Origin of the sequence: Tropicimonas aquimaris (genome assembly GCF_042676185.1) — a bacterium.
Lineage (GTDB): Bacteria > Pseudomonadota > Alphaproteobacteria > Rhodobacterales > Rhodobacteraceae > Tropicimonas > Tropicimonas aquimaris.
This window is the reverse complement of the sequence record NZ_JBHTJT010000046.1, coordinates 84,925-105,976: the sequence shown is the minus strand read 5'-3', so window position 1 is coordinate 105,976 and position 21,052 is coordinate 84,925. Positions and strand designations below refer to the sequence as shown.

The 21,052-nt window shown below is 66.8% G+C and carries 19 protein-coding genes; 11 read left to right on the top strand and 8 right to left on the bottom strand.

The window, feature by feature from the left end; genetic code table 11:
- Positions 1 to 139: 139 nt before the first annotated feature.
- On the bottom strand, positions 140 to 991 hold the full coding sequence (locus ACFQ2S_RS18855) for an EAL domain-containing protein (RefSeq protein WP_386076864.1): 852 nt from the start codon (positions 989 to 991) through the stop codon (positions 140 to 142).
- Between the two features lie 105 nt (positions 992 to 1,096).
- Between ACFQ2S_RS18855 and ACFQ2S_RS18850 the strand changes: the two genes are divergently transcribed.
- Both ACFQ2S_RS18850 and ACFQ2S_RS18845 read left to right on the top strand, forming a co-directional pair.
- The gene (locus ACFQ2S_RS18850) at positions 1,097 to 1,669 is read left to right on the top strand and encodes a DNA-3-methyladenine glycosylase I (RefSeq protein WP_386076863.1); all 573 of its coding nucleotides are present in this window, start codon (positions 1,097 to 1,099) and stop codon (positions 1,667 to 1,669) included.
- A 70-nt stretch (positions 1,670 to 1,739) separates the two neighbouring features.
- On the top strand, positions 1,740 to 2,108 hold the full coding sequence (locus ACFQ2S_RS18845) for a rhodanese-like domain-containing protein (RefSeq protein ID WP_386076861.1): 369 nt from the start codon (positions 1,740 to 1,742) through the stop codon (positions 2,106 to 2,108).
- Between the two features lie 22 nt (positions 2,109 to 2,130).
- Here ACFQ2S_RS18845 and ACFQ2S_RS18840 read toward each other — a convergent pair whose 3' ends face one another.
- Together ACFQ2S_RS18840 and ACFQ2S_RS18835 are read right to left on the bottom strand one after the other, a co-directional pair.
- Entirely contained in the window at positions 2,131 to 2,565 is a 435-nt protein-coding gene (locus tag ACFQ2S_RS18840) for a hypothetical protein (protein ID WP_386076859.1), read from the bottom strand.
- Positions 2,566 to 2,926: 361 nt separating this feature from the next.
- Positions 2,927 to 3,484, bottom strand: a complete 558-nt coding sequence (locus ACFQ2S_RS18835) for a TlpA family protein disulfide reductase (RefSeq protein ID WP_386076857.1) — start codon at positions 3,482 to 3,484, stop codon at positions 2,927 to 2,929.
- Between the two features lie 23 nt (positions 3,485 to 3,507).
- Here ACFQ2S_RS18835 and argH point away from each other — a divergent pair, with 23 nt between their 5' ends.
- Together argH and ACFQ2S_RS18825 are read left to right on the top strand one after the other, a co-directional pair.
- A complete protein-coding gene (argH, locus tag ACFQ2S_RS18830; protein WP_386076855.1) occupies positions 3,508 to 4,905 on the top strand; it encodes an argininosuccinate lyase in 1,398 nt (465 codons plus the stop codon).
- A gap of 90 nt (positions 4,906 to 4,995) precedes the next feature.
- Complete coding sequence (locus ACFQ2S_RS18825) at positions 4,996 to 5,187, top strand: argininosuccinate lyase (RefSeq protein ID WP_386076853.1); 192 nt, start codon at positions 4,996 to 4,998, stop codon at positions 5,185 to 5,187.
- Between the two features lie 21 nt (positions 5,188 to 5,208).
- Here the strand turns inward: ACFQ2S_RS18825 and ACFQ2S_RS18820 are convergent, their stop codons facing one another.
- Positions 5,209 to 5,928, bottom strand: coding sequence for a lysophospholipid acyltransferase family protein (locus tag ACFQ2S_RS18820; RefSeq protein ID WP_386076851.1), 720 nt, complete (start codon positions 5,926 to 5,928; stop codon positions 5,209 to 5,211).
- A 229-nt stretch (positions 5,929 to 6,157) separates the two neighbouring features.
- Between ACFQ2S_RS18820 and lysA the strand changes: the two genes are divergently transcribed.
- Together lysA and ACFQ2S_RS18810 are read left to right on the top strand one after the other, a co-directional pair.
- Positions 6,158 to 7,426, top strand: a complete 1,269-nt coding sequence (gene lysA, locus ACFQ2S_RS18815; RefSeq protein WP_386076849.1) for a diaminopimelate decarboxylase — start codon at positions 6,158 to 6,160, stop codon at positions 7,424 to 7,426.
- 49 nt (positions 7,427 to 7,475) lie between these two features.
- Positions 7,476 to 10,109, top strand: coding sequence for a TIGR02302 family protein (locus ACFQ2S_RS18810; protein ID WP_386076847.1), 2,634 nt, complete (start codon positions 7,476 to 7,478; stop codon positions 10,107 to 10,109).
- Positions 10,110 to 10,229: 120 nt separating this feature from the next.
- Here the strand turns inward: ACFQ2S_RS18810 and truA are convergent, their stop codons facing one another.
- Positions 10,230 to 11,012 carry a tRNA pseudouridine(38-40) synthase TruA gene (gene truA, locus ACFQ2S_RS18805; RefSeq protein ID WP_386076845.1) on the bottom strand — a complete coding sequence of 261 codons (783 nt, stop codon included), beginning with the start codon at positions 11,010 to 11,012 and terminating at the stop codon, positions 10,230 to 10,232.
- A gap of 161 nt (positions 11,013 to 11,173) precedes the next feature.
- On the opposite strand from truA, the gene ACFQ2S_RS18800 reads away from it, so the two are divergent.
- Positions 11,174 to 12,595, top strand: coding sequence for a YcjX family GTP-binding protein (locus ACFQ2S_RS18800; protein WP_386077039.1), 1,422 nt, complete (start codon positions 11,174 to 11,176; stop codon positions 12,593 to 12,595).
- Positions 12,596 to 12,725: 130 nt separating this feature from the next.
- Positions 12,726 to 13,736 carry a YcjF family protein gene (locus tag ACFQ2S_RS18795; RefSeq protein WP_386076843.1) on the top strand — a complete coding sequence of 337 codons (1,011 nt, stop codon included), beginning with the start codon at positions 12,726 to 12,728 and terminating at the stop codon, positions 13,734 to 13,736.
- Positions 13,737 to 13,778: 42 nt separating this feature from the next.
- Here the strand turns inward: ACFQ2S_RS18795 and ACFQ2S_RS18790 are convergent, their stop codons facing one another.
- Complete coding sequence (locus ACFQ2S_RS18790; protein ID WP_386076842.1) at positions 13,779 to 14,603, bottom strand: DUF2189 domain-containing protein; 825 nt, start codon at positions 14,601 to 14,603, stop codon at positions 13,779 to 13,781.
- Between the two features lie 434 nt (positions 14,604 to 15,037).
- Here ACFQ2S_RS18790 and ileS point away from each other — a divergent pair, with 434 nt between their 5' ends.
- On the top strand, positions 15,038 to 17,974 hold the full coding sequence (gene ileS / locus ACFQ2S_RS18785) for an isoleucine--tRNA ligase (RefSeq protein WP_386076840.1): 2,937 nt from the start codon (positions 15,038 to 15,040) through the stop codon (positions 17,972 to 17,974).
- 194 nt (positions 17,975 to 18,168) lie between these two features.
- Here ileS and ACFQ2S_RS18780 read toward each other — a convergent pair whose 3' ends face one another.
- Complete coding sequence (locus tag ACFQ2S_RS18780; RefSeq protein ID WP_386076838.1) at positions 18,169 to 18,792, bottom strand: TetR/AcrR family transcriptional regulator; 624 nt, start codon at positions 18,790 to 18,792, stop codon at positions 18,169 to 18,171.
- Between the two features lie 190 nt (positions 18,793 to 18,982).
- On the opposite strand from ACFQ2S_RS18780, the gene ACFQ2S_RS18775 reads away from it, so the two are divergent.
- Entirely contained in the window at positions 18,983 to 19,747 is a 765-nt protein-coding gene (locus ACFQ2S_RS18775; RefSeq protein WP_386076837.1) for a DUF6920 family protein, read from the top strand.
- Positions 19,748 to 19,902: 155 nt separating this feature from the next.
- Here the strand turns inward: ACFQ2S_RS18775 and ACFQ2S_RS18770 are convergent, their stop codons facing one another.
- Positions 19,903 to 20,322, bottom strand: a complete 420-nt coding sequence (locus tag ACFQ2S_RS18770; RefSeq protein ID WP_386076836.1) for a globin domain-containing protein — start codon at positions 20,320 to 20,322, stop codon at positions 19,903 to 19,905.
- A 249-nt stretch (positions 20,323 to 20,571) separates the two neighbouring features.
- On the opposite strand from ACFQ2S_RS18770, the gene trxC reads away from it, so the two are divergent.
- On the top strand, positions 20,572 to 21,018 hold the full coding sequence (gene trxC / locus ACFQ2S_RS18765) for a thioredoxin TrxC (RefSeq protein WP_386076834.1): 447 nt from the start codon (positions 20,572 to 20,574) through the stop codon (positions 21,016 to 21,018).
- Positions 21,019 to 21,052 lie beyond the last annotated feature (34 nt).

Genomic DNA, 21,052 nt, shown 5'->3' with positions numbered 1-21,052 from the left:
CGCTCCAAGAAACCGGTAAGGGGAACCTCTTGCAATAGGCAACGGACAGGGTGTCCCACCCCTGCAGAAACCCGGGCGCGGGGCATGGATCGGCAATGTGCCGCCGGCCCTTTGAGGTTGGCGGCTTAATTGGAGGAACCTACCCGGCCGAACGCAGGCTCTGCGGGAACTCCGGCCAGCGCGGGCGGGTGGAGGGGACGCCGAAATAGAAGCCTTGCAGGCAGTCCACCCCGATCTCGGTCAGCAGCCGCGCCTCCGCCGCGCTTTCAACCGCTTCGGCGACGGTCAGCATGTCGAACTGGCGGGCGATGGAGACCAGCGCACTGGTCATGACCCGGTTGTCGGGATTGTCGTGGATGCCGGTGATGAACTCCCCGGCGATCTTGACGATGTCGAAATCGAGATCCCGAAGGTATCGGAATGCGGTGTAGCCAGCGCCGAAATCGTCCAGTGCGAAGGCCACGCCGCGATCCTGTAGCCGCTGCATGAAGACCATGGTGATGTCGGGCATCAGGATTGCGGAGGATTCGGTGATTTCCACGATCAGGCGCTCTCCGATGGTGGGCGCGGCGGCAAGTCCGCGCTCCAGCGTTTCCATCCAGCGCGGATAGCCGATCGAGCGGGCCGACATGTTGACGGCGAGTCGCAGTGACGGGGCGCAGGCGAGGGCTTTCAGCCCGAATTCCAGTGCAAGGCAATCGATGATGCGGCCGATTTCGTGCGATTCGCAGGCCTCCATGAACTCGTAGGCGGGAATGATTCGGCCGGTGTCGTCGATCACCCGGATCAGCCCTTCGTAGAAGGCCGTGCGGTCGGGGTGCCGCGCGTCCACCACCGGCTGGTAGGCGAGCAGGACATTGCCACGGTCAAGCGAGCGGCGCACCATCGACAGGATGTCCCTGTCCCTTTGAGCAATGGCAAAGGCGAGCGGATTGGCCTGCCCCTCGATCCCGACACGACCGATCTTTTCCAAGTCCTCTTCAGGCTGCATGCGCGACTCCGCTCTTCATTCCGCCCCATTTCAGCGCCGGGGCCTGAACAACTGGTAAAGCTTCGCATTTTGCATCATTTGTCGGGAAACGCTGCGGAGGGCCGGATGGGTGAACGGTGTGGCTGGGTCGGGAGCGAACCGATCTACGTGGACTACCACGACACGGAATGGGGCGTTCCGGAGTACGATTCGCGTGCGCTCTGGGAGAAGCTGATCCTCGACGGGTTCCAGGCTGGCCTGTCCTGGATCACGATCCTGAAAAAGCGGGAGAATTTCCGGATGGCCTTTGCCGGTTTTCAGCCCGAGGTGATTGCCGATTGGGGCGAGGACGAGGTGGAGCGGCTGCTGGCCGATCCGGGTATCGTGCGCCACAGGGGCAAGATCGAGGCGACGATCGGCAACGCCCGGGCCTATCTGGAGATCGAGTCCCGCGAGGGCTTTTCCGCATTCCTGTGGGATCGCGTCGGCGGCGCGCCGATCCAGAACCGTTTCGCGACCATGACCGAGGTTCCGGCGCAGACCGCGCTATCGCAACGCATCTCGCGGGACCTGAAGGCGGAGGGCTTCCGGTTTTGCGGGCCGACCATCATCTACGCCTTCATGCAAGCCACCGGCATGGTGAACGACCATCTGGTTACCTGCCCAAGCCACGACAGGGTGGCACAGGCAGCGCGCTGACGCATTTCGCTTGCGCCGGGCGATGGCAGGAGAATATATTCCAAAAGTCTTATGTGACTGCGGAACACGGATGCTCCTGACACTCTTCAATCCCTTCAGCCCCAAGGCTGAGCCGCTCGATGGCGCGGCGGCGGTCGCTATGGTGAAGGCCGGAAATGCCGTCCTGGTCGATGTGCGCGAACCCTCCGAGCTCGAACAGGGTGGCCGGGCGAAAGGGGCTATCAACGTGCCGGTCTCCGCGCTGGAACGCAGGGCCGATCCCAACAGTCCGCACTGCCAACCGGCCCTGAAGCGCGGCGCGCCGGTGATCCTCTACTGCGCCACCGGGGCTCGCTCGGGGCTTGCGGGCAAGATGCTTCGCAAACTCGGCCATGAGACGGTTTATGACCTCGGCCCAATCTCGGCATGGTCGGCTGCCGGCGGAGAACTCGAGCGCTGAACCCGACTCGCGTTCGGACCAATCAGGGGCAGCCGGCGCTCTCATCCAGCTCGAGCCGCTCAGCCATTCCCGGCCGGTCGAGATCGAGGAAGTCCAGAATTTCGCGCACGTCGGCGAAGATCCGCACGTCGAAGGCGGGACAGGTTTCCAGCAGGGATTGCCAGATGTGGGCCATGCCGAAAGAGAGATCTGTGGGAGCGAAGAGCGCCCACCGAGCCCGGCCCTCCATGCCGGCGGCCCGGGCCTGCAGACGGTCCAGGAACGGCATGAAGTCGGTAAGGCCGAGGTCTGTTTCGGTCAGCCGCGAGCAATCGGACAGGCGCAGGAGATCGACCCGGAAGGCCGGATCGCCAACGATGCTCATCTCGAGCGCGCGGTGTTCCTCGAGCGTGACATGTCCATCGTAGCGAATTGCGATCAGCCGGAGGTCCTCGAAGATCCGGTGGCGGCAGGGCATGGCTCTACCCTTGCCCTTCGTGAACGGTGAGTGAACGCTCCCCGATGGAGGTCCGGCCGGCGGGGTCGGGTGTGTTGAAACCGCGGTGGGGGGAGGCGCCGGCGTATGGCTGTGCGTCGAACATTGAGTCCTGCCTGCAGTGTCCTCACGATTTGAGGCAATCGACACGCAACGGCAAACGGGTCACCTCTGGATTGCGCATGAATGTGTCTTTTCTGCCGGTCCTTGCAGCCCCCTATGCTGCCAGGTCTCGGCGGTCGGGGAGGGCTCCCGCCCGCTGGCGCTGCATCTTGCGATGCATCGCCGGCGGTTGGGCCGGGCCGCGCGCTTCCGCGCGCGGCAGTCAGGACGGTCAGGACGGTCAGGATCCGCTGGACAGCGCTTCGAGAATGGCCACGGCGCTGTCGCTGTCCCATTCCGCATCGCCGCGCAGGCGGGCGACCTCGCGGCCGTCTGGGTCGATGATCACGGTGATCGGCAGGCCGAGGACGCCCATTTCGCGCGCCAGTGCCTGTTTGGGGTCGCGGTGCTGGGGGAGGTTGTCCACGCCGATCTCCTCGAAGAACCGGCGAATGCCCTCGGGCGCGTTCCGCCCCGTGGCGATGGTGACGACTTCGACCGGCGCGCCTTCGAAATGTGTCTGCAGGTTGGCCAGCGTCGGCATCTCCTTGCGGCAGGGGGCGCACCACGTGGCCCAAAAGTTTACGACCAGCCACTCGCCGCGCATCTCCTCCAGGCTGATCGGCGCCTCGGTCACATCGATGAAGGTGGTCGCGGGAACCGGTTGCGGCTCGTCGTGGAACACCAGCTTCTTCATCGTGCCGTCACGCAGCGCCTCCACGGCGGCCATGTCTGCCAGTCCCGGGTTTGCCAACAGCGCGGCGCCCGTATAGACCACTGCGGCCAACAAGTGCTTCATCTCATTCCTCCGAGGTCCGATCCATGACCGATGCTTCCCAACAGGCCGCCAACAAGATGTGGGGCGGGCGCTTTGCCGCCGGACCAGACGCGATCATGGAAGCGATCAACGCCTCCATCGGTTTCGACCGCCGGCTCGCCCGTCAGGACATCGAAGGCTCCCGCGCCCACGCCGCGATGCTGGCAGCGCAAGGCATCATCACCGATAGCGATGCGCAGGCGATCCGGGAAGGGCTGCTCACGGTCTTGTCAGAGATCGAGGGCGGGCGTTTCGAGTTCTCGACGGCGCTGGAGGACATCCACATGAATGTGGAGGCCCGGTTGAAGACACTGATCGGCGAACCGGCCGGCCGGCTGCACACGGCCCGCTCGCGCAACGACCAGGTCGCGACCGACTTCCGGCTCTGGGTGCGCGACCAGTGCGATGCGGCGATCGAGGGGGTCGGGGCGCTCCAGAAGGCGCTGCTCGGACAGGCCGAGGCTGGGGCCGACTGGGTGATGCCGGGCTTCACCCACCTTCAGACCGCGCAACCGGTGACCTGGGGCCACCACATGATGGCCTATGTCGAGATGCTGGGGCGCGATGCCAGCCGGTTCCGGGATGCCCGCGCTCGCATGAACGAATGCCCGTTGGGCGCTGCCGCGCTCGCCGGCACGTCGTTTCCGATCGACCGTCATGCGACCGCGGCGACGCTCGGTTTCGACCGCCCGATGGCCAACTCGCTCGACGCGGTGAGCGACCGCGACTTCGCGCTGGAGTTCCTCGGTGTCGCCAGCATCTGCGCCATGCATCTCAGCCGGCTGGCGGAGGAACTGGTGATCTGGTCCTCGGCGCAGTTCCGCTTCGTGACCATGAGCGACCGTTTCTCGACCGGCTCCTCGATCATGCCGCAAAAGAAGAACCCTGACGCGGCCGAACTGATCCGGGCCAAGATCGGCCGGATCATGGGCGCCAACGTCGGGCTGATGACGGTGATGAAGGGCCTGCCGCTCGCCTATTGCAAAGACACGCAGGAGGACAAGGAGCCGATCTTCGACGCGGCCGATACGCTGATGCTGTCGCTGGCCGCGATGACCGGCATGGTCGCCGACATGACCGCCAACCGCGAGGCGCTGGCGGCGTCGGCGGGCAGCGGCTTCTCGACCGCGACCGACCTGGCCGACTGGCTGGTGCGCGAACTGGGCCTGCCGTTCCGCGAGGCGCACCACGTAACGGGTGCGCTGGTGGCGTTGGCCGAGAAGCGCGGCTGCGACCTGCCCGAACTGAGCCTCGAAGACATGCAAGCCACCCATGCCGGCATCACCGAGGGCGTGTTCGAAGTGCTGGGCGTGGAGAACTCGGTCGCCAGCCGGACGTCTTTCGGCGGCACGGCTCCGGCGCAGGTCCGCGAGCGTATCGCGGAATGGAAGACGCGTCTGTGACGTCTCCCTTGTGACCTCGGGCGTTGCTGCGGAGGATCGCCCGACACGTTCAACGGCGACACGTGGCCGTTAATCCTTGAAGGAGCCGACATGAGCAAGTTCATCAGACTGGCCGGCTGCCTGGCCCTGATTGCGGGGCTCGCAGCCTGTGGCGTGGACGGAGCGCCGATCCCGCCGGCCGACAACACCGAGACACCTGCGCCGGGTGTGACCCTCTCGGGCAGCGTCAGCATGGGCGTGTCCGGCGGCAGCGGCAATTCGCCAATCTCCCCGGCGGACTGATCCGGGAACGGCCGCCGCGACCTAGTTGATCAGGGTCTCATGACCCATGCGCTGATCGGCCTCGAGCGTCAGGGCGTTGAGGTCGTCCTCCAGCCTCTGGCGGAGTATTTCGCGCATGTCGGCGCCGAGCTTCTTCGGGATCTCGGCGTCCCATCGGCGGTAGAGCATGATCCCTTCGTCGCCCGAAATGGGCAGGGCCATCTTGTCCCAGGCCTTGATGCAGCTGTAATTCCTATAGGAGGCGGTAAAGAGCCAGATCTGGGCACCGGTCAGCCGCGCCCAGTCGATCGGAACAGATTTTGCTTTGCGCGCCGGGCCGACCGGGCCGTCGGCGGCGAAGCCGATCGACGTGCCGCCGCGGACCATGCGGGCGATCTGCAGCGAGGTTCCGGTATTCGCCTTGCGCTCGCGCATCGGGATCGTGTCGTGGCCGAACTGTCCCATCACGCGTCCGACCATGCGGCCGGGGATCGCGGCCGAAGTCACGACGCAGAGCTTGCCCCAATCCGTGTCCCAGCCGATAGGGGCAGCCGGAAGGCGGCCATGCCAGAGCACCATGATGACACCGTTGCCGGCCCGAACGTGCTCGGCGAGCGGCTGTTGACCCTCGCTCGTCCAGCGCGTGCCCTCGAGGCGCGTGCGCAAGTGCGACGTGATCAGACGGCTCACAGGCCCGGCCACCGTCGGGCTGCAGAGCGCTGAATCGATCTTGCGGCGCGCCTGTTTCATCATCGACGGCATTGCGGCCCTTCCCCTTCTTTGCGGCCCCGTCGTTTGGCGTGCTTCGGTCGCACCGGGTGCCTGTCAAATCGATGTGATACCGCGCCGGGCGCGAGCGTGCGAGTCCCGCAATTGCGGTGGCCTGCCGGTGTGGTATGACCCGTGACCGATCTGCCCACCTTCCGGGTGGCTCCGTCCGGCGCGGCAAGGGCCTGACGACAGCCCGACGACAGCACAAGGACGAGCCCGAATGGACCATTTCCTCTATCGCGACGGCGCGCTGCACGCGGAGGACGTTCCCGTCGCCGAGATCGCGGCCGCGGTGGGCACGCCCTTCTACTGCTATTCCACCGCCACGCTTCAGCGGCACTTCCGGCTGTTCGACGAGGCGCTGGATCCGCTCGACCACCTGATCTGCTTTGCCATGAAGGCCAATTCGAACCAGGCGATCCTCAAGACGCTGGCGGAGCTTGGGGCCGGCATGGACGTGGTTTCGGGCGGCGAATACGCGAGGGCGAAGGCGGCCGGCGTGCCCGGTGAGCGGATCGTCTTTTCCGGTGTCGGCAAGACGGCGGGCGAGATGCGCGCAGCGCTGGAAGGCGGTATCCGCCAGTTCAACGTCGAGAGCGAACCGGAGATGGAGGCGCTGAGCGCCGTCGCCACGTCGCTCGGTGTGACCGCGCCGGTGGCGCTTCGGATCAACCCTGATGTCGACGCGCGCACCCACGCCAAGATCGCGACCGGCAAGTCGGAGAACAAGTTCGGCATTCCGATTGCGCGGGCGCGGGAGGTCTATGCCAGGGCGGCCGCGCTGCCGGGCCTCGAAGTCGTGGGCGTCGACGTTCATATCGGCTCGCAGCTGACCGAGCTGGAGCCCTTCGAGATGGCCTACCGCAAGGTGGCGGAGCTGACCGAGGCGCTGCGTGCCGATGGTCACGACATCCGGCGGCTGGATCTCGGCGGCGGCCTGGGCATTCCCTACACCCGCAGCAACGAGGCGCCGCCGCTGCCCAGCGACTACGGCGAGCTGGTGAAGCGGACGGTCGGGCATCTTGGCTGCGAGGTCGAGATCGAACCCGGACGGCTGATCGCCGGCAATGCGGGGATCCTGGTAAGCGGCGTGATCTACGTGAAGAATGGCGAGGGCCGGGACTTCCTGATTCTCGACGCCGCGATGAACGATCTGATCCGGCCCTCGATGTACGATGCCCACCACGACATCGTGCCCGTGATCGAGCCCGCACCGGGCGTGGAACCATCGGTGTTCGACATCGTCGGCCCGGTCTGCGAGACCGGCGACACCTTCGCGCGCGGTCGTTCCATGCCGCCGCTGGCGCCGGGCGACCTCGTCGCCTTCCGGTCGGCGGGGGCCTACGGTGCGGTAATGGCCTCGGAATACAACACTCGGCCCCTGATTCCGGAGGTTCTTGTGCATGGGGATCAATTCGCTGTCATCCGCGGACGTCCGACCTTTGACGAAATGATCTCGCGGGATAACATTCCCGAGTGGCTGGCCTGAGGCGGCCCGCCCCTACCGGCCCGATTTGCGGGCCGGTGAAAGGAGAGTCATGGAGCCGGACGCCACCCGCGCACAAGCCCTGAAACGACTTGTCCGCCCGCTGCGCCTGACCCGCGCGGGCATGGTCGCCGAGCGACTCACGCTGTGTTTCTGGCCGGTCTGGACGCTGGTTTTCGCGGTAGCCGCCGCGCTGATGTTCGGCCTGCACGAGACCGCGCCGGTCGAGGCGGTCTGGATCGGCGGGCTGGCGTTTCTGGCTGCCCTGCTGTGGTTCCTCTTCATCGGGCTGCGTCGCTTCCGCTGGCCGAGCCGGGCCGAGGCGCTGGAGCGGCTCGACGCGACGCTGCCGGGCCGGCCGCTGCAGGCGCTCGGCGACGCGCAGGCAATCGGGTCGGGCGATGACGCTTCGGTTGCCGTCTGGCAGGCGCACCTCGAACGTATGGCTGAGCGGGCCGCGGCGGCGCGTCGTGTGCCGCCGGATCTGCGGCTGGCGCGGCGCGATCCCTACGCCTTGCGCTACGTGGCGTTGGTGGCGCTGGTCGCGGCGCTCCTCTTCGGTTCCGTCTGGCGGGTCGCCAGCGTGGGACAGGCCGTCGTGCCGGGCGGCAACGTGGACCTCGCCGGCGGGCCGGCCTGGGAGGGCTGGGTCGAGCCGCCCGCGCACACCGGCCTTCCGAGTCTCTACCTGAACGATATCGACAGTGCGGTGCTGTCCGTGCCGGTCGGGAGCAAGGTCACGCTCCGGCTCTACGGCGAGATCGGCGCGCTCAGCGTCGACGAGACGGTGTCCGGCAGGGTCGGAGAGGCGGTGGTCCCGGCGACGGAGCCGAGCCAGGATTTCGAGATCACCCAGAACGGCCGCTTGGCGATCCTTGGCCCTGGGGGGCGCGACTGGCAGGTCGAGATCGTGGCCGACGCCGCGCCGACGATCGCGCCGGCGGGGGAACTCGAGCGCGAAGCCAGCGGCCGCATGAGCCAGGCGTTCCGGGCACAGGACGATTACGGCGTCGTGGCCGGGCAGGGCGAAATCGCGCTCGACATGGCGCGGCTTGAACGCCGCCACGGGCTGCAGGCCAAGCCCGACCCGCGCGAGGCGATCACGCTCGACCTGCCGATGACCATCTCCGGCGACCGCCGGGATTTCACCGAAACGCTGGTCGAGGATTTCTCCAAGCATCCCTGGGTCGGCCTGCCGGTCACCCTGACGCTGACGGCGGTGGATGCCTCCGGACAGGAGGGGGTGAGCGAAGGTGTTGAAATCCTGCTGCCCGGCCGCCGCTTCTTCGATCCGCTCGCCGCGGCGCTGATCGAGCAACGCCGGGACCTGCTTTGGGCTCGTGCCAATGGCGGGCGCGTGGCGCAGATCCTGCGCGCCGTGACCCACCGGCCGGACGAGATCATCCGCGACGGCGGCAGCTACCTGCCGCTCCGTGTGGCGATCCGGCGGCTGGAAGCGGGTATCGCCGCGCCCGACGGGCTGTCGACCGAGGTGCAGGACGAAGTGGCGGAGGCGCTCTGGACCATCGCGCTGCAGATCGAGGAGGGCGACCTCTCCGACGCCCTGGAACGGCTGCGGCGGGCGCAGGACCGCCTGTCGGAAGCGATCCGCAACGGCGCCAACGAGGACGAGATCGCACAGCTCATGGACGAGTTCCGCGAGGCGCTGCAGGAATACATGCGCCAGCTTGCGGAACAATCCGACCCCGATGCGCAGCGCGAGCTCTCGGAAAACACGCAGAACATGAGCGGCGACCAGTTGCAGCAGCTTCTCGACCGTCTCCAGCAGTTGATGGAAGAGGGCCGCACCGAGGAGGCGATGGCGCTCCTGGAGCAGCTGCGCCAGATGATGGAGAACATGCAGGTCACCCAGGGCCAGCAGGGCCAGTCCGGCCAGAGCCCGGGGGACCAGGCGATGCAGGGGCTGGCCGAGACGCTGCGGGATCAGCAAGGCCTGTCGGACGATGCGTTCCGGGATCTGCAGGAACAGTTCGGCCCGAATTCCGGCCAGCAGCAGGGCCAGCAGGGTCAGCAGCAGGGTCAACTCGGCCAGCAAGGCCAGCAGCCCGGGCAGCCGGGCCAGGGGCAGCAGCCGGGACAGGGCCAGCAGCAGGGGCAGGGCAATGGCGGACAGCCGAACCAGCCCGGGCAGGGCGGCCAGGGCGGCGAGCAGGGCATGCCCGATGCCGAGACGCTGGCCGAACGGCAGGGCGCGCTGCGGCGGCGGCTCGACGGTCTGCGGGAGAACCTGCCGGGCGCGGGCACCGAGGCGGGGGACGCTGCGCGCGAATCCCTGGGCGAGGCCGGACGGGCGATGGACCGGGCCGAGGACGCGCTGGAGGGCAACAACCTGGCCGAGGCGATCGACGAGCAATCGCGCGCCATGGAGGCGATCCGCGAAGGCATGCGCAACCTCGGTGAGGCGATGGCCCAGCAACAGCCGCAGAACGGCCAGGGCCAGCAGGGCGAGCAGATGGGCAATGCCGACGGCAACCAGCGCCGCGATCCGCTCGGCCGCGAAGCCGGCACCTCTGGCAGCTTCGGCAGCGAGGAGAACCTGCTGCAGGGCGACGATGTATACCGCCGCGCCCGCGACCTGCTGGACGAGATCCGCCGCCGGTCGAGCGACCGCGAACGGCCGGAAATCGAACTCGATTACCTTCGGCGGCTGCTCGACCGTTTCTGACCTGATCGATCACGACAAGGGAGGTGCCGGCACGGCGGCGCTCCCGCCGCTCGTCGTGGCATCGCGGATGCCCCTCCTCCCGTTGGGCCGGGCGCGCCTTCGGCGCGTGGGTGTGCGGTCTCAGGCCGTGGGCGGGGCGTCGAACGGGTCGTCGGGATAACCGACACCGGCGAGGTAGAGCCCGTGCGGCGGGCAGACCGGCCCACAGGCGGCGCGGTCCCGCGCCTCGAGCGCGTGGCGGACATCCTCGGGCGACCATGACCCGGCGCCGACCCGTTCCAGCGTTCCGACGAAGCTGCGCACCTGGTTGTGCAGGAAGGCGCGCGCCCGCACGTGGAAGTGGAACTCGCGCCCCGTCGCGGTATCGACCGTCTCGATGTCGAGCTGGTCGAGCGTGCGGACCGGGCTGTCGGCCTGGCATTCCGAGGCGCGGAAGGTGGTGAAGTCGTGCCGCCCGACGAGGTGCCGCGCCGCCTCCCGCATCGGTTCGGGATCGAGCCGGTGCGCGACCTGCCAGACCTTGCCGGCCAGCAGGGCGGCAGGGGCGCGGCGGTTCAGCAGCCGGAAGAGGTAGCGCCGTTCGGTGGCGGAGAAACGCGCGTGCCAGTCCTCCGGCGTCCGGGCAACGGCGACGATCGCGACCGGGTGCGGTTTGAGGTGGTAGTTCAGCGCCTCCGACAGGCGGAACGGTTCCCAGTCGCGCTCCATGTCGGCATGGGCGACCTGCGCCAGTGCGTGGACCCCGGCGTCGGTGCGGCCGGCGGCGGCGATGGTCACGGGCGCTTTCTGCAGGCGGGAGATCGCGGTCTCGACCGCCTGCTGGACGGAGGGGTGCTCCTTCTGGCGCTGCCAGCCGGCGAACGGGGCGCCGTCGTATTCGATCTTGAGGGCATAGCGGGGCATGGCGGGCGCTTAGCCTGTGTCGGGCGGGCTGTCCACGGTTGCGTTGCTGCCGGGGGAGGGCCGCGCCGTGATCCGCCCCCGCCGGCGAGGTTCGGCGGCTGGCCCCTTTGCAGGGCGGCCGGGGGGCCATATGTAGGACGGGGCAGTTGAAAGGGATTCAGGTGGTTATCGGTCGGATCGCGGATGGCATCGTGCAGGGCGTCGAGGACACCGGTGCCGCGATTTCCGAGGTTTTCCGCGAGCCGACGATCCGCCTTGGCGTGACGGGGCTCGCCCGGGCCGGCAAGACCGTCTTCATCACCTCGCTGGTGGCCAACCTGATGGACCGCGGGCGGATGCCAGGGCTGCAGGCGGCATCGTCCGGACAGATCACCGCCGCCTGGCTGCAACCGCAGCCCGACGACACCGTGCCGCGTTTCGCCTTCGAGGAGCACCTTGCCGCGCTGACCGGGCCAGAGCCGCGCTGGCCCGAGCCGACGAGCGCCGTGTCGGAGCTGCGCCTGTCGCTCAAAGTGCAGCCGCAGGGGATCTGGGGAACCTTCTCCGGGCCGCGCACGGTGCATCTCGACATCATCGACTACCCTGGCGAATGGCTGCTCGATCTGGAACTGCTGGACAAGGATTATGCCGCCTGGTCGGCCGACGTGCTGTCGCTGGCGCGCGGGCGGAGCGAGGCCGAGGGCTTCCTCGCCGATCTCGACGCGGCCGATGGCGATGCCATGCTCGATGAGCCCGTTGCGCAGGGGCTGACCCGCAGCTACATCGGCTACCTCCGCGCCGCGCGCGTGGCGGGCTATTCCGACTGCACGCCGGGGCGGTTCCTGATGCCCGGAGAGATGGAGGGCTCGCCCGCGCTCACCTTTGTGCCGATGCCGGCCGCAGGCGGCAGGGCGCCGCGCGGCTCGCTGCGGCGGGAGATGGAGCGGCGCTACGAAGCCTACAAGGCGCGGGTGGTCAAACCCTTCTTCCGGGAGCATTTCGCCCGGATCGACAGGCAGGTGGTTCTGGTCGACCTGCTCGGGGCGATCCACGCCGGGCCGCGGGCGATGGAGGATCTCGGGCGCTCGATGAACAATTTACTCGGCGCCTTTCGTCCCGGTCCGACGGCCTGGTTGACGCGGCTGCTCGGTCAGAAGCGGGTGGACCGGATTCTGTTTGCCGCCACCAAGGCCGATCACATCCACCACAGCCAGCACGGACGGATGACCGCGATCATGGAGGCCCTGCTGCGGCAGGCGCGGGACCGGGCGGATTTCGCCGGGGCGAAGACGCGCGCGATGGCGATCGCGGCGCTGCGGGCCACCGTCGAGGAGACCCGCGAGGTGAACGGAGAGAGCCTCGGCATGGTGCGTGGGCGGCTGCTCGACACCGGCAAAGAGGCGCTGCTCTATCCCGGCACCCTGCCGGAGGAGCCGTCGCGCCTGCTGGTGCCCGCGCAGGACGGGGCCGAGCGCTGGCTCGACGGCGATTACTCGGTGATGCATTTCGCTCCGGCCGCGCGGACGCTCAAGCCGGGCGAGGGGCCGCCGCATATCCGGCTGGATCTCGCCGCGGAGTTCCTGATCGGGGACAAGCTGCGATGATCTGCCGAGCCGCCCCGTCACGGACAGACCCGGCGATGCACGCAAGCCGTTGTCATGTGGCGCAGATCTGCGCAGGCATCGGAAACGCAGGGGCGCGGCAGGCGGCGCGGCGCCCGGATTGGAGCCTCAGATGAGCGAGACACCCAAGGGACCGGTGATGATCGAGGTCGGCGAGGACACGGGGCCGTCGCAGCATGGCCCTGCCGATGCGCCGCCGGTGCCGGAGCTGGAGCCCGGCCTGCCGGAAGGGCGCGCGATGCAGCGTGTCGTCAGCATCGGGGCGCGCCGGCCATCGTCGCTTGGGCGGCTGTTCTGGGGGGCGCTCGGATCGCTGCTGCTCTTCGCCGCCTCGGTGGCCGCCTGGGACTTCGTGACCGGGCTCTTCGGCCGCAACACCTTCCTCGGTGCGCTGGCGTTCGGGTTGGTGGCGCTGGTGCTGCTGGCCTTTCTCGGGCTGGCGATCCGCGAGGCGGCCGGGTTCTTTCGGCTCGGGCGGCTGGACGACATCCATGCCGACGCCACGGCCGCCGCTGCAACGCATAACCTTGGCGCAGCGCGCAAGGTGGTCGCGCGGCTCGAGGCGCTCTATGCCCCGCGGCGCGAAATGGAATGGGGGCGCAAGCGGCTGCAGGAGCGGGCGGAGGAGCAGTTCGATGCCGACGCCCTGCTGGGGCTCGCGGAGGCCGAGTTGATGGCGCCGCTCGACGCCGCCGCGCGGGCCGAGGTGGAAGCCGCGGCCCGACAGGTGGCGACGGTCACCGCCATCGTGCCGCTCGCACTGGCCGATATCGTCACGGCGCTGGTCTCGACCGTGCGAATGATCCGTCGCATCGGCGAGATCTATGGCGGCCGCTCCGGCACGCTGGGCAGCCTGCGGCTGACCCGGTCGGTCCTGACGCACCTTGTGGCGACGGGCGCGGTGGCTGTGGGCGACGACCTGATCGGCTCCGTCGCGGGCGGCGGGGTGCTCAGCAAGGTGTCGCGCCGATTCGGCGAAGGCGTGGTCAACGGCGCGCTGACCGCCCGCGTCGGCGTGGCTGCAATCGAGGTCTGCCGCCCGCTGCCCTTCGTGCGCCTCAAGAAGCCCTCGGTCACTTCGCTGGTGAAACGCGCCCTCTCCGGGTTGTTCGGCTCCGACTAGGCAGCACAAGCAGGCCGCGCGGACGAAAAATGCACCCGGCGATCAGGCTGATGGCTGAACGGGTGATACGGCCCGCTGGTAGAGATGCCATGTCGTGTGGCCAAGGATCGGCAGGGTGAAGATCAGGCCCAGGAAGGCCGGAACCAACGACAACAGCATTGTGACGGTGATGATCGCGGCCCAACTGAGCATGACCACCGGATTTTCCTTGACCACGCGAACCGAGGTTATCATGGCGGAAACGAAATCCATTTCGCGGTCGAGCAGCATGGGCATGGCGACGACGGTCACCGAAAACAGCACAGCCGAAAGAAACGCGCCGACGCAGGTGCCGATCGCGAGGAACGTCCAGCCCTCTGGTGTGAAGAACACCGTGTTCAGGAATCCGTCCAGGTCCGAGAAGGACGAATCCTGCAGCACGATCACAAGCACGGTCCGGAACTGGTAGAACCAGACCCACAGGATGAACAGGGTGACGAAAGCCATCCAGCCCATCTCGCGTTTGCGTTGATTGGCCATGACGGTGAGAATGTCGGACCAGCCGAAGCTCTCGCCTGCCTGCATCCGGCGGGACATCTCGTAGAGCCCGGCGGCGGCGAAAGGGGCGACCAGTGGAAAGGCGATGACGGCCGGGATGATCATCCAGATCTTGCCGAGCCAGAGCAGGCACCAGACGAACAGGATCCCGAAAACCGCGTAGAAGAGGCCGAAGAAGCCGCTCATGAAAGGGCGCGCGAGGAAGTCGGCAAACCCGGCCTTCAGCGACGCCCTGATATCGTCGGCGGTCACCTTGTTGACCTCGGGAATGGCCGGCGGCTCCGGCGTCAGATCGTCCGGTGGTGTGGACCCTGTGGTCTTGGATGTCATGACACACGCCTCCCAGAGCATAACGTCCCGCGGGTCCATGCGCCAACAGACCCAGCGATAAGACAGGCATCCCTCCTCCGCCTACGAGTTTGTCTCAGGTGAGGCGCAAGGGCAAGGTTGAGCATGGCGGCCTGACCCGCAGACCTGATCCAAGATGAATACCCGTGAATGGCGGCGATGCGCGGTGTCCGTCGCCCTGGTAAGCGCCAGCCCTTCATCCCCCGAGGCGGACCGCGGCTTTGCCGAAGCGTCGCGCCCGACACTCTGGACGCTCGGCGGGTGGGGCGGTATAGCGCAATCAAGATGCTGCAACGGTCGATCATCATTCGAATTAGCTGCCCGGCGCTCTGATCAGACGAGCCGCCGGGCCAAGGCGTATGAAAGACCGCGCCGACCGACATCCCCGAAAAGCTGACATTCCGAAGGACGCAACCATGTGCGCCGATACGCCCGAGACGACCGCCCCCGACTACAAGTCCACTCTCAACCTTCCGCAGACCGAGTTCCCGATGCGCGCCGGCCTGCCCAAACGCGAGCCCGAATGGCTGGAGCGGTGGGAGAAGATCGGCGTCTACGACCGCCTGCGCGACAAGGCCGAGGCGACGCCGCGCCCGCCCTTCACGCTGCATGACGGCCCTCCCTACGCCAACGGCAACCTCCACATCGGTCACGCGCTCAACAAGATTCTCAAGGACATGGTCGTCCGCTCGCAGCAGATGATGGGCAAGGACGCCCGCTACATCCCCGGCTGGGACTGTCACGGCCTGCCGATCGAGTGGAAGATCGAGGAGCAGTACCGCCAGAAGGGCAAGAACAAGGACGAGGTTCCCGTCGTCGAACTCCGCCAGGAGTGCCGCGCCTTTGCGGAGAAATGGGTTGACATCCAGCGCGAGGAATTCAAGCGCCTCGGCGTCACCGGCAAGTGGGACGATCCCTACCTGACGATGGCCTTCCATGCCGAGGCGGTGATCGCCGAGGAGTTCATGAAGTTCCTCATGAACGGCACGCTTTACCAGGGCTCCAAGCCGGTCATGTGGTCCGTGGTCGAGAAGACGGCGCTGGCCGAGGCCGAGGTCGAGTACCACGAGCACCAGAGCCACACGATCTGGGTCAAGTTCCCGGTGATCCGCTCGGTCGATGCGACCGGTGCCCGCCAGAGCCTGCGCGGCGTCAACGTCGTGATCTGGACCACGACGCCCTGGACGATCCCCTCGAACCGCGCGGTGGCCTTCAACCCGGAGCTGTCCTACGGGCTCTATGAGGTGACGGCCGCCCCGGAGGAGAACTGGGCCAAGGTGGGCGACAAGTACCTGCTGGCCGACAACCTCGCCGGCGAGGTCATGAAGGCCGCGCGCGTCGATGGCTTCGAGCGCCTGCAGGACGTGACAGCCGAACAACTCGACCTGATAGTCTGTGCGCATCCGTTCCACGGGATCGAGGGCGGCGAGGGCGAGTGGGACTACGACGTGCCGCTGCTGCCCGGCGCGCATGTGACCGACGAGGCCGGAACGGGCTTTGTCCACACCGCGCCCAGCCACGGTGCCGACGACTACATCCTTGGTGTCCGCCACGGCCTGAAGATGACCTACAACGTGCTGGAAGACGGCTCCTTCCGCCCCGATCTGCCGCTCTTTGGCGGGGCCGTGATCTTCGATCACAAGGGCAAAGAGAAGGACGCGAACAAGCGGGTGATCGATGCCATGGCCGGTGTCAACGCGCTGATCGCGCGGGGTCGGGTCAAGCACTCCTACCCGCATTCCTGGCGTTCCAAGGCGCCGCTGATCTTCCGCAACACGCCGCAATGGTTCGCCGCCATCGACCGCGAGGTCGGCGACGGGCAGGACGAGTTCGGCAAGACGATCCGCGCCCGCGCGCTGAAATGCATCGACGAAATGGTCACCTGGACGCCGCCTTCGGGCCGCAACCGGATCCATTCGATGATCGAGGCCCGACCGGACTGGGTCCTGTCGCGCCAGCGCGCCTGGGGCGTGCCGCTGACCTGCTTCGTGAAGAAGGGCGCGCAACCGGACGATCCCGAGTTTCTGCTGCGCGACCCGGCGGTCAACGCCCGCATCGCCGCCGCCTTCGAGGCCGAGGGCGCCGACGCCTGGTATGCCGAGGGCGCCAAGGCGCGGTTCCTCGGCAACGATTATGATCCGGATGCCTACGAGCAGGTGTTCGACGTGCTCGACGTCTGGTTCGACTCCGGCTCCACCCACAGTTTCGTGCTGCGCGACCGGCCTGACGGGTCGGCGGACGGGATCGCCGACCTCTACCTCGAGGGCACAGACCAGCATCGCGGCTGGTTCCATTCCTCGCTGCTGCAGTCCTGCGGCACCAACGGCCGCGCGCCCTATCGCGGCGTGCTGACCCACGGGTTCACGCTGGACGAGAAGGGCAACAAGATGTCCAAGTCGCTCGGTAATACGGTCGCGCCGGAGGAGGTCATCAAGCAGTACGGTGCCGATATCCTTCGGCTCTGGGTGGCGCAGTCCGACTACACCGCCGACTTGCGGATCGGCCCGGAGATTCTCAAAGGCGTTGCCGACAGCTACCGGCGCCTGCGCAACACGATGCGTTTCCTGCTCGGGTCTCTTGGCGATGTCGATACGATCACGCCTGTTGCACCGGCGGACATGCCGCCGCTGGAGCGTTGGGTCCTGCACCGTCTATCGGAACTCGACGAGGCCGTGCGCGCCGGATACGCCGCCTACGACTTCCAGGGCGTATTCCAGAAGGTATTCAACTTTGCCACCGTGGATCTCTCGGCCTTCTACTTCGACATCCGCAAGGACGCGCTCTATTGCGATGCCGATGACAGCCTGTTCCGCCGGTCGTCGCTGACCGTGCTCGACGCGTTGTTCCAGAGGCTGACCACATGGCTGGCGCCGATCCTTCCGTTCACCATGGAGGAAGTGTGGCTGGAGCGTTATCCGGGCGAGGACAGCTCGGTCCACCTTCAGGACATGCCGGCCACCCCGGCGAACTGGCAGGTGCCGGAACTGGCCGCGCTGGTCGAGCGTGTGCGAGCCGTGCGCCGCGTGGTAACGGCCGCGCTTGAGGTGCAACGGCGCGACAAGGTGATTGGCTCCAGCCTGGAAGCCGCTCCGATCGTCCATGTCGAGGATGCGAGCCTGGTGGCGCTGCTGCGCACGGTTAACTTTGCCGACATCTGCATCGCCTCGCAACTGACGCTGGTCGAAGGGCCGGCGCCGGAGGGGGCGTTCACCCTTGATGAGGTGCAGGGCGTGGGCGTGGTCTTCGCACTGGCGGAAGGCGACAAGTGCCAGCGCTGCTGGAAAATCCTGCCGGACGTCGGCACCCATTCCCACCCGGGCACCTGCCAGCGCTGCAACGACGCGCTCGGTTAGAGAGACCGGCAGACGGCCGTCTGAAAGGACACATCGATCCGGGCGGGTGCACAGGTGGCCGTTGCCCACCAAAGGCCCGCAGCCCAGCTGCAGACCATACGATTCTTGCCGGAGCGTTCATTCAGGCCGGGGAACGAAACGTGGGTCTGCCTGTTAGCGGCGGGCCGACGCGTTCCACCGCGTGGCTGGAGCGATCACCTTCCGCTTCCGGCCCCATTGGCATACAATCTCCGAAACAAGGCCGCGCATTCTTCCGAGCGCCTCTCGATGGCGTCATCATCCAAGGGGGGCTGCGACCCGAGTGCCTGCTGAATCTGGAGTTCGCCGAGCAACAGGCGGATGAAGACATCTGCCGCACCGCCCGGATCTCCCTTGAAATCGAAAGGTCCGGCTGCCTCCACGCGTTCCATGAACGCAGCAAGACGTTGCATCATCACCGACCTTGCGTGGGTCTCGATTGCCGCGGCAAGCAGGCCGGTGTCGGCCACGTCTGCAACGGCCGCGCGGTTGATGATGACCGCATTGTCGGTTGCCGTGAACCGAAGGAGCAGGCGGCCCACGTTCTCCAGGGAATGCTCCGGATCGCTCCCGCCCGCGATTGCCTCTTCCAGAACCTGCCGTATTCCGCTCGCGTTTCCCTCGATGATACTGCTGAAGAGGGCCTGCTTGTTGCCATACCAGTTGTAGAGCGTCTCGTTCGATGCCTGCGCGCGCTTGGCGATCTGCAACATGCTGGCCTTGCGATACCCCATCTCCTCCAGCACCTCGAAGGCGGCGGCCTCGATGCGACCGCGACGCTCATCCTTGTTCTCCGCCATCGATGCTCCAATTCTCGACCTTGACACTTACCGTACACATGTTTACGCATCCTGAAAAGTGGCGTAAACCTGTGTACGGAAAAGTTCACTCATTCAATTGGAGCTGATCATGAGATGTTTCACTCTTTTGGGCCTCGGCGTTGCGTCCATCGCACTCGTGGGGGCGGTGTCGATTGGAATCGGTTCGTATATGACCGAGCGGGACATCAGGGCATTTCAGGCCCGCATCGAGGCGATTGCCGCCGACACGCATCAGGTCCCGACCCCGGCACAGGACCTGAGCAGCCTGCCCGAACCAGTTCAGCGCTATTTCGGCTTCGTGTTTCCCGACGGTGCCCACGAGGCGTCGCTCGTTCGGCTGGAGGTCGCCGGCAACTTTCGTCGCCCGCAGACCGACACATTCAACGCGACCACGGCGGAGCAGGTGATTGCAATCGGCGCGCCGGCGCTGATGTTCTCCGCGACCACGCCGGTGCTGCCCGGGATCTGGGCGCGGGCCTACGACTACTTCGCAGACGGCGAAATGGAGATGAAGGCAAAGGTCTTGTCGCTATTTACGGTGGTTGACGAGAGCGAAACACCAGCCCTCAACGTCATCTCACTGCGCCGGTGGCTTTTCGAAAGTGCGCTGTTTCCAAGCGCACTTCTCCCGGGAGGGCCAGTCCGTTGGGAGGCAATCGACGAGTCCCACGCACGCGCGATCGTCGAGGCAAACGGCCAGACGGCCGCGATGGTGGCCACATTCGACGCCGAAGGCCGCATGACCCAGATGCAAGCCGAGGAGGATGGTGATCTGGCGACGCCCTACCACGGCTCCGGCGAGCATGTCACACGCGAGGATTATCGCCCCGTTGGAGGCGTGATGATCCCGCATTCTTTCGTCATTTCCCGTGCCGCTGGTGGCGAGATCTACCCATTCTTCGACGCCAAGATCATCAGCATCGCATTTGAATAACACAGTGAGCGACGTCCCCTCCGGCGACAATCTTGGCGCCGGAGAGTCGAGAAAGGCAGAACCGGCGCCCATCCTGACGGCCGTTGTTCCGGGAAGAATTGGTCACACGGGGGCGCAAGGTCTGCGCCCCGCAGAGAGTGCGGATCATGGCCGAGCTAGGCCGGGATCTTGCCCGACTCGATGAGTTTCCTGCTGAACGCCTCGTAGGCAGAGCGCCAGGCCTGTTCGAGTTCCGGCGTGAACCGCTCGCCAAGCTTGTCGCCGAGCGACTCCATCAGCGCCTCCTCCATCGGCGCGAAATGTGCCTGCCGGATGCCAAGCGTCGCGTGAAGGCGGCCCAACTCGGCGTAATCGACCGAGGAGCCGTTGCTTTTCTCCATGTCGGCGAGGATCAGGCCGAGCGTGTTCATGAAACGCATCCCCTGGCCCTTGAGATCCTCGCGGAAAAGCTCGCGAAGCTCCGGCGCCCGCTTGAACAGAGCGTCGTAGAAAAAGAGCGACGTGGGTTCGAGATAGGGCCGCAGATCCTCGAAGCTCTGCTTGACCTGGGACATCTCCAGTTCCGTCGGCGGCATGTCGGACTCCTTGCTGGCATTCGGCCGTTGTGGCCGAAGCCTGTCACGGATCCGCGAGGCGCCAACTTGATTTAGCGCAAACTGCGACCTTTGGGACCGGATTTCGCAAAGCGGGGCATTCCGGATGTCCATGATTTCGGCAGTTCGCGCGCGCCCGGACAGGGCACGGCCCTCCATTGCCGGGTGGTCTTTTAACGGCCGCCGCGAATCCTATATATTCCATCAGTCGAATATCATGGAGCGGAGCCGATGAGCGGCAGCCTGAAACTGACCTGTCATGCCTGTGGCGTGACCAACCGGATCCCGGCCGACAGGCTCGACGCCGGCCCGAAATGCGGCACCTGCGGGGCGCGCCTGACCGACGGCAAGGTGCACGAGATGACCTTCCGTGAGGCCGAGAAGGCGTCGAAGGTCGACGACCTGCCGCTGCTCGTGGATTTCTGGGCGCCCTGGTGTGGCCCGTGCCGGGCCATGGCCCCGGAATTCGCCAAGGCGGCGCAATCGCTGCGCGGCAAGGCGCGACTGGTCAAGGTCGATACCCAGGCCAACCCGGACGCGACCGTGCGCTACAATATCCGCGGCATCCCGCAGCTGATCCTGTTTGATCGCGGCCGGGAAGTGGCCCGGCTCTCCGGCGCCCGGCCGGCGGGGCAGATCGAGGCATTCCTGCGGGAAAACGTAACGCTGCCGGCTTGACATCGCCCGACGGTTGGGCGAATGGAGGCCGTCG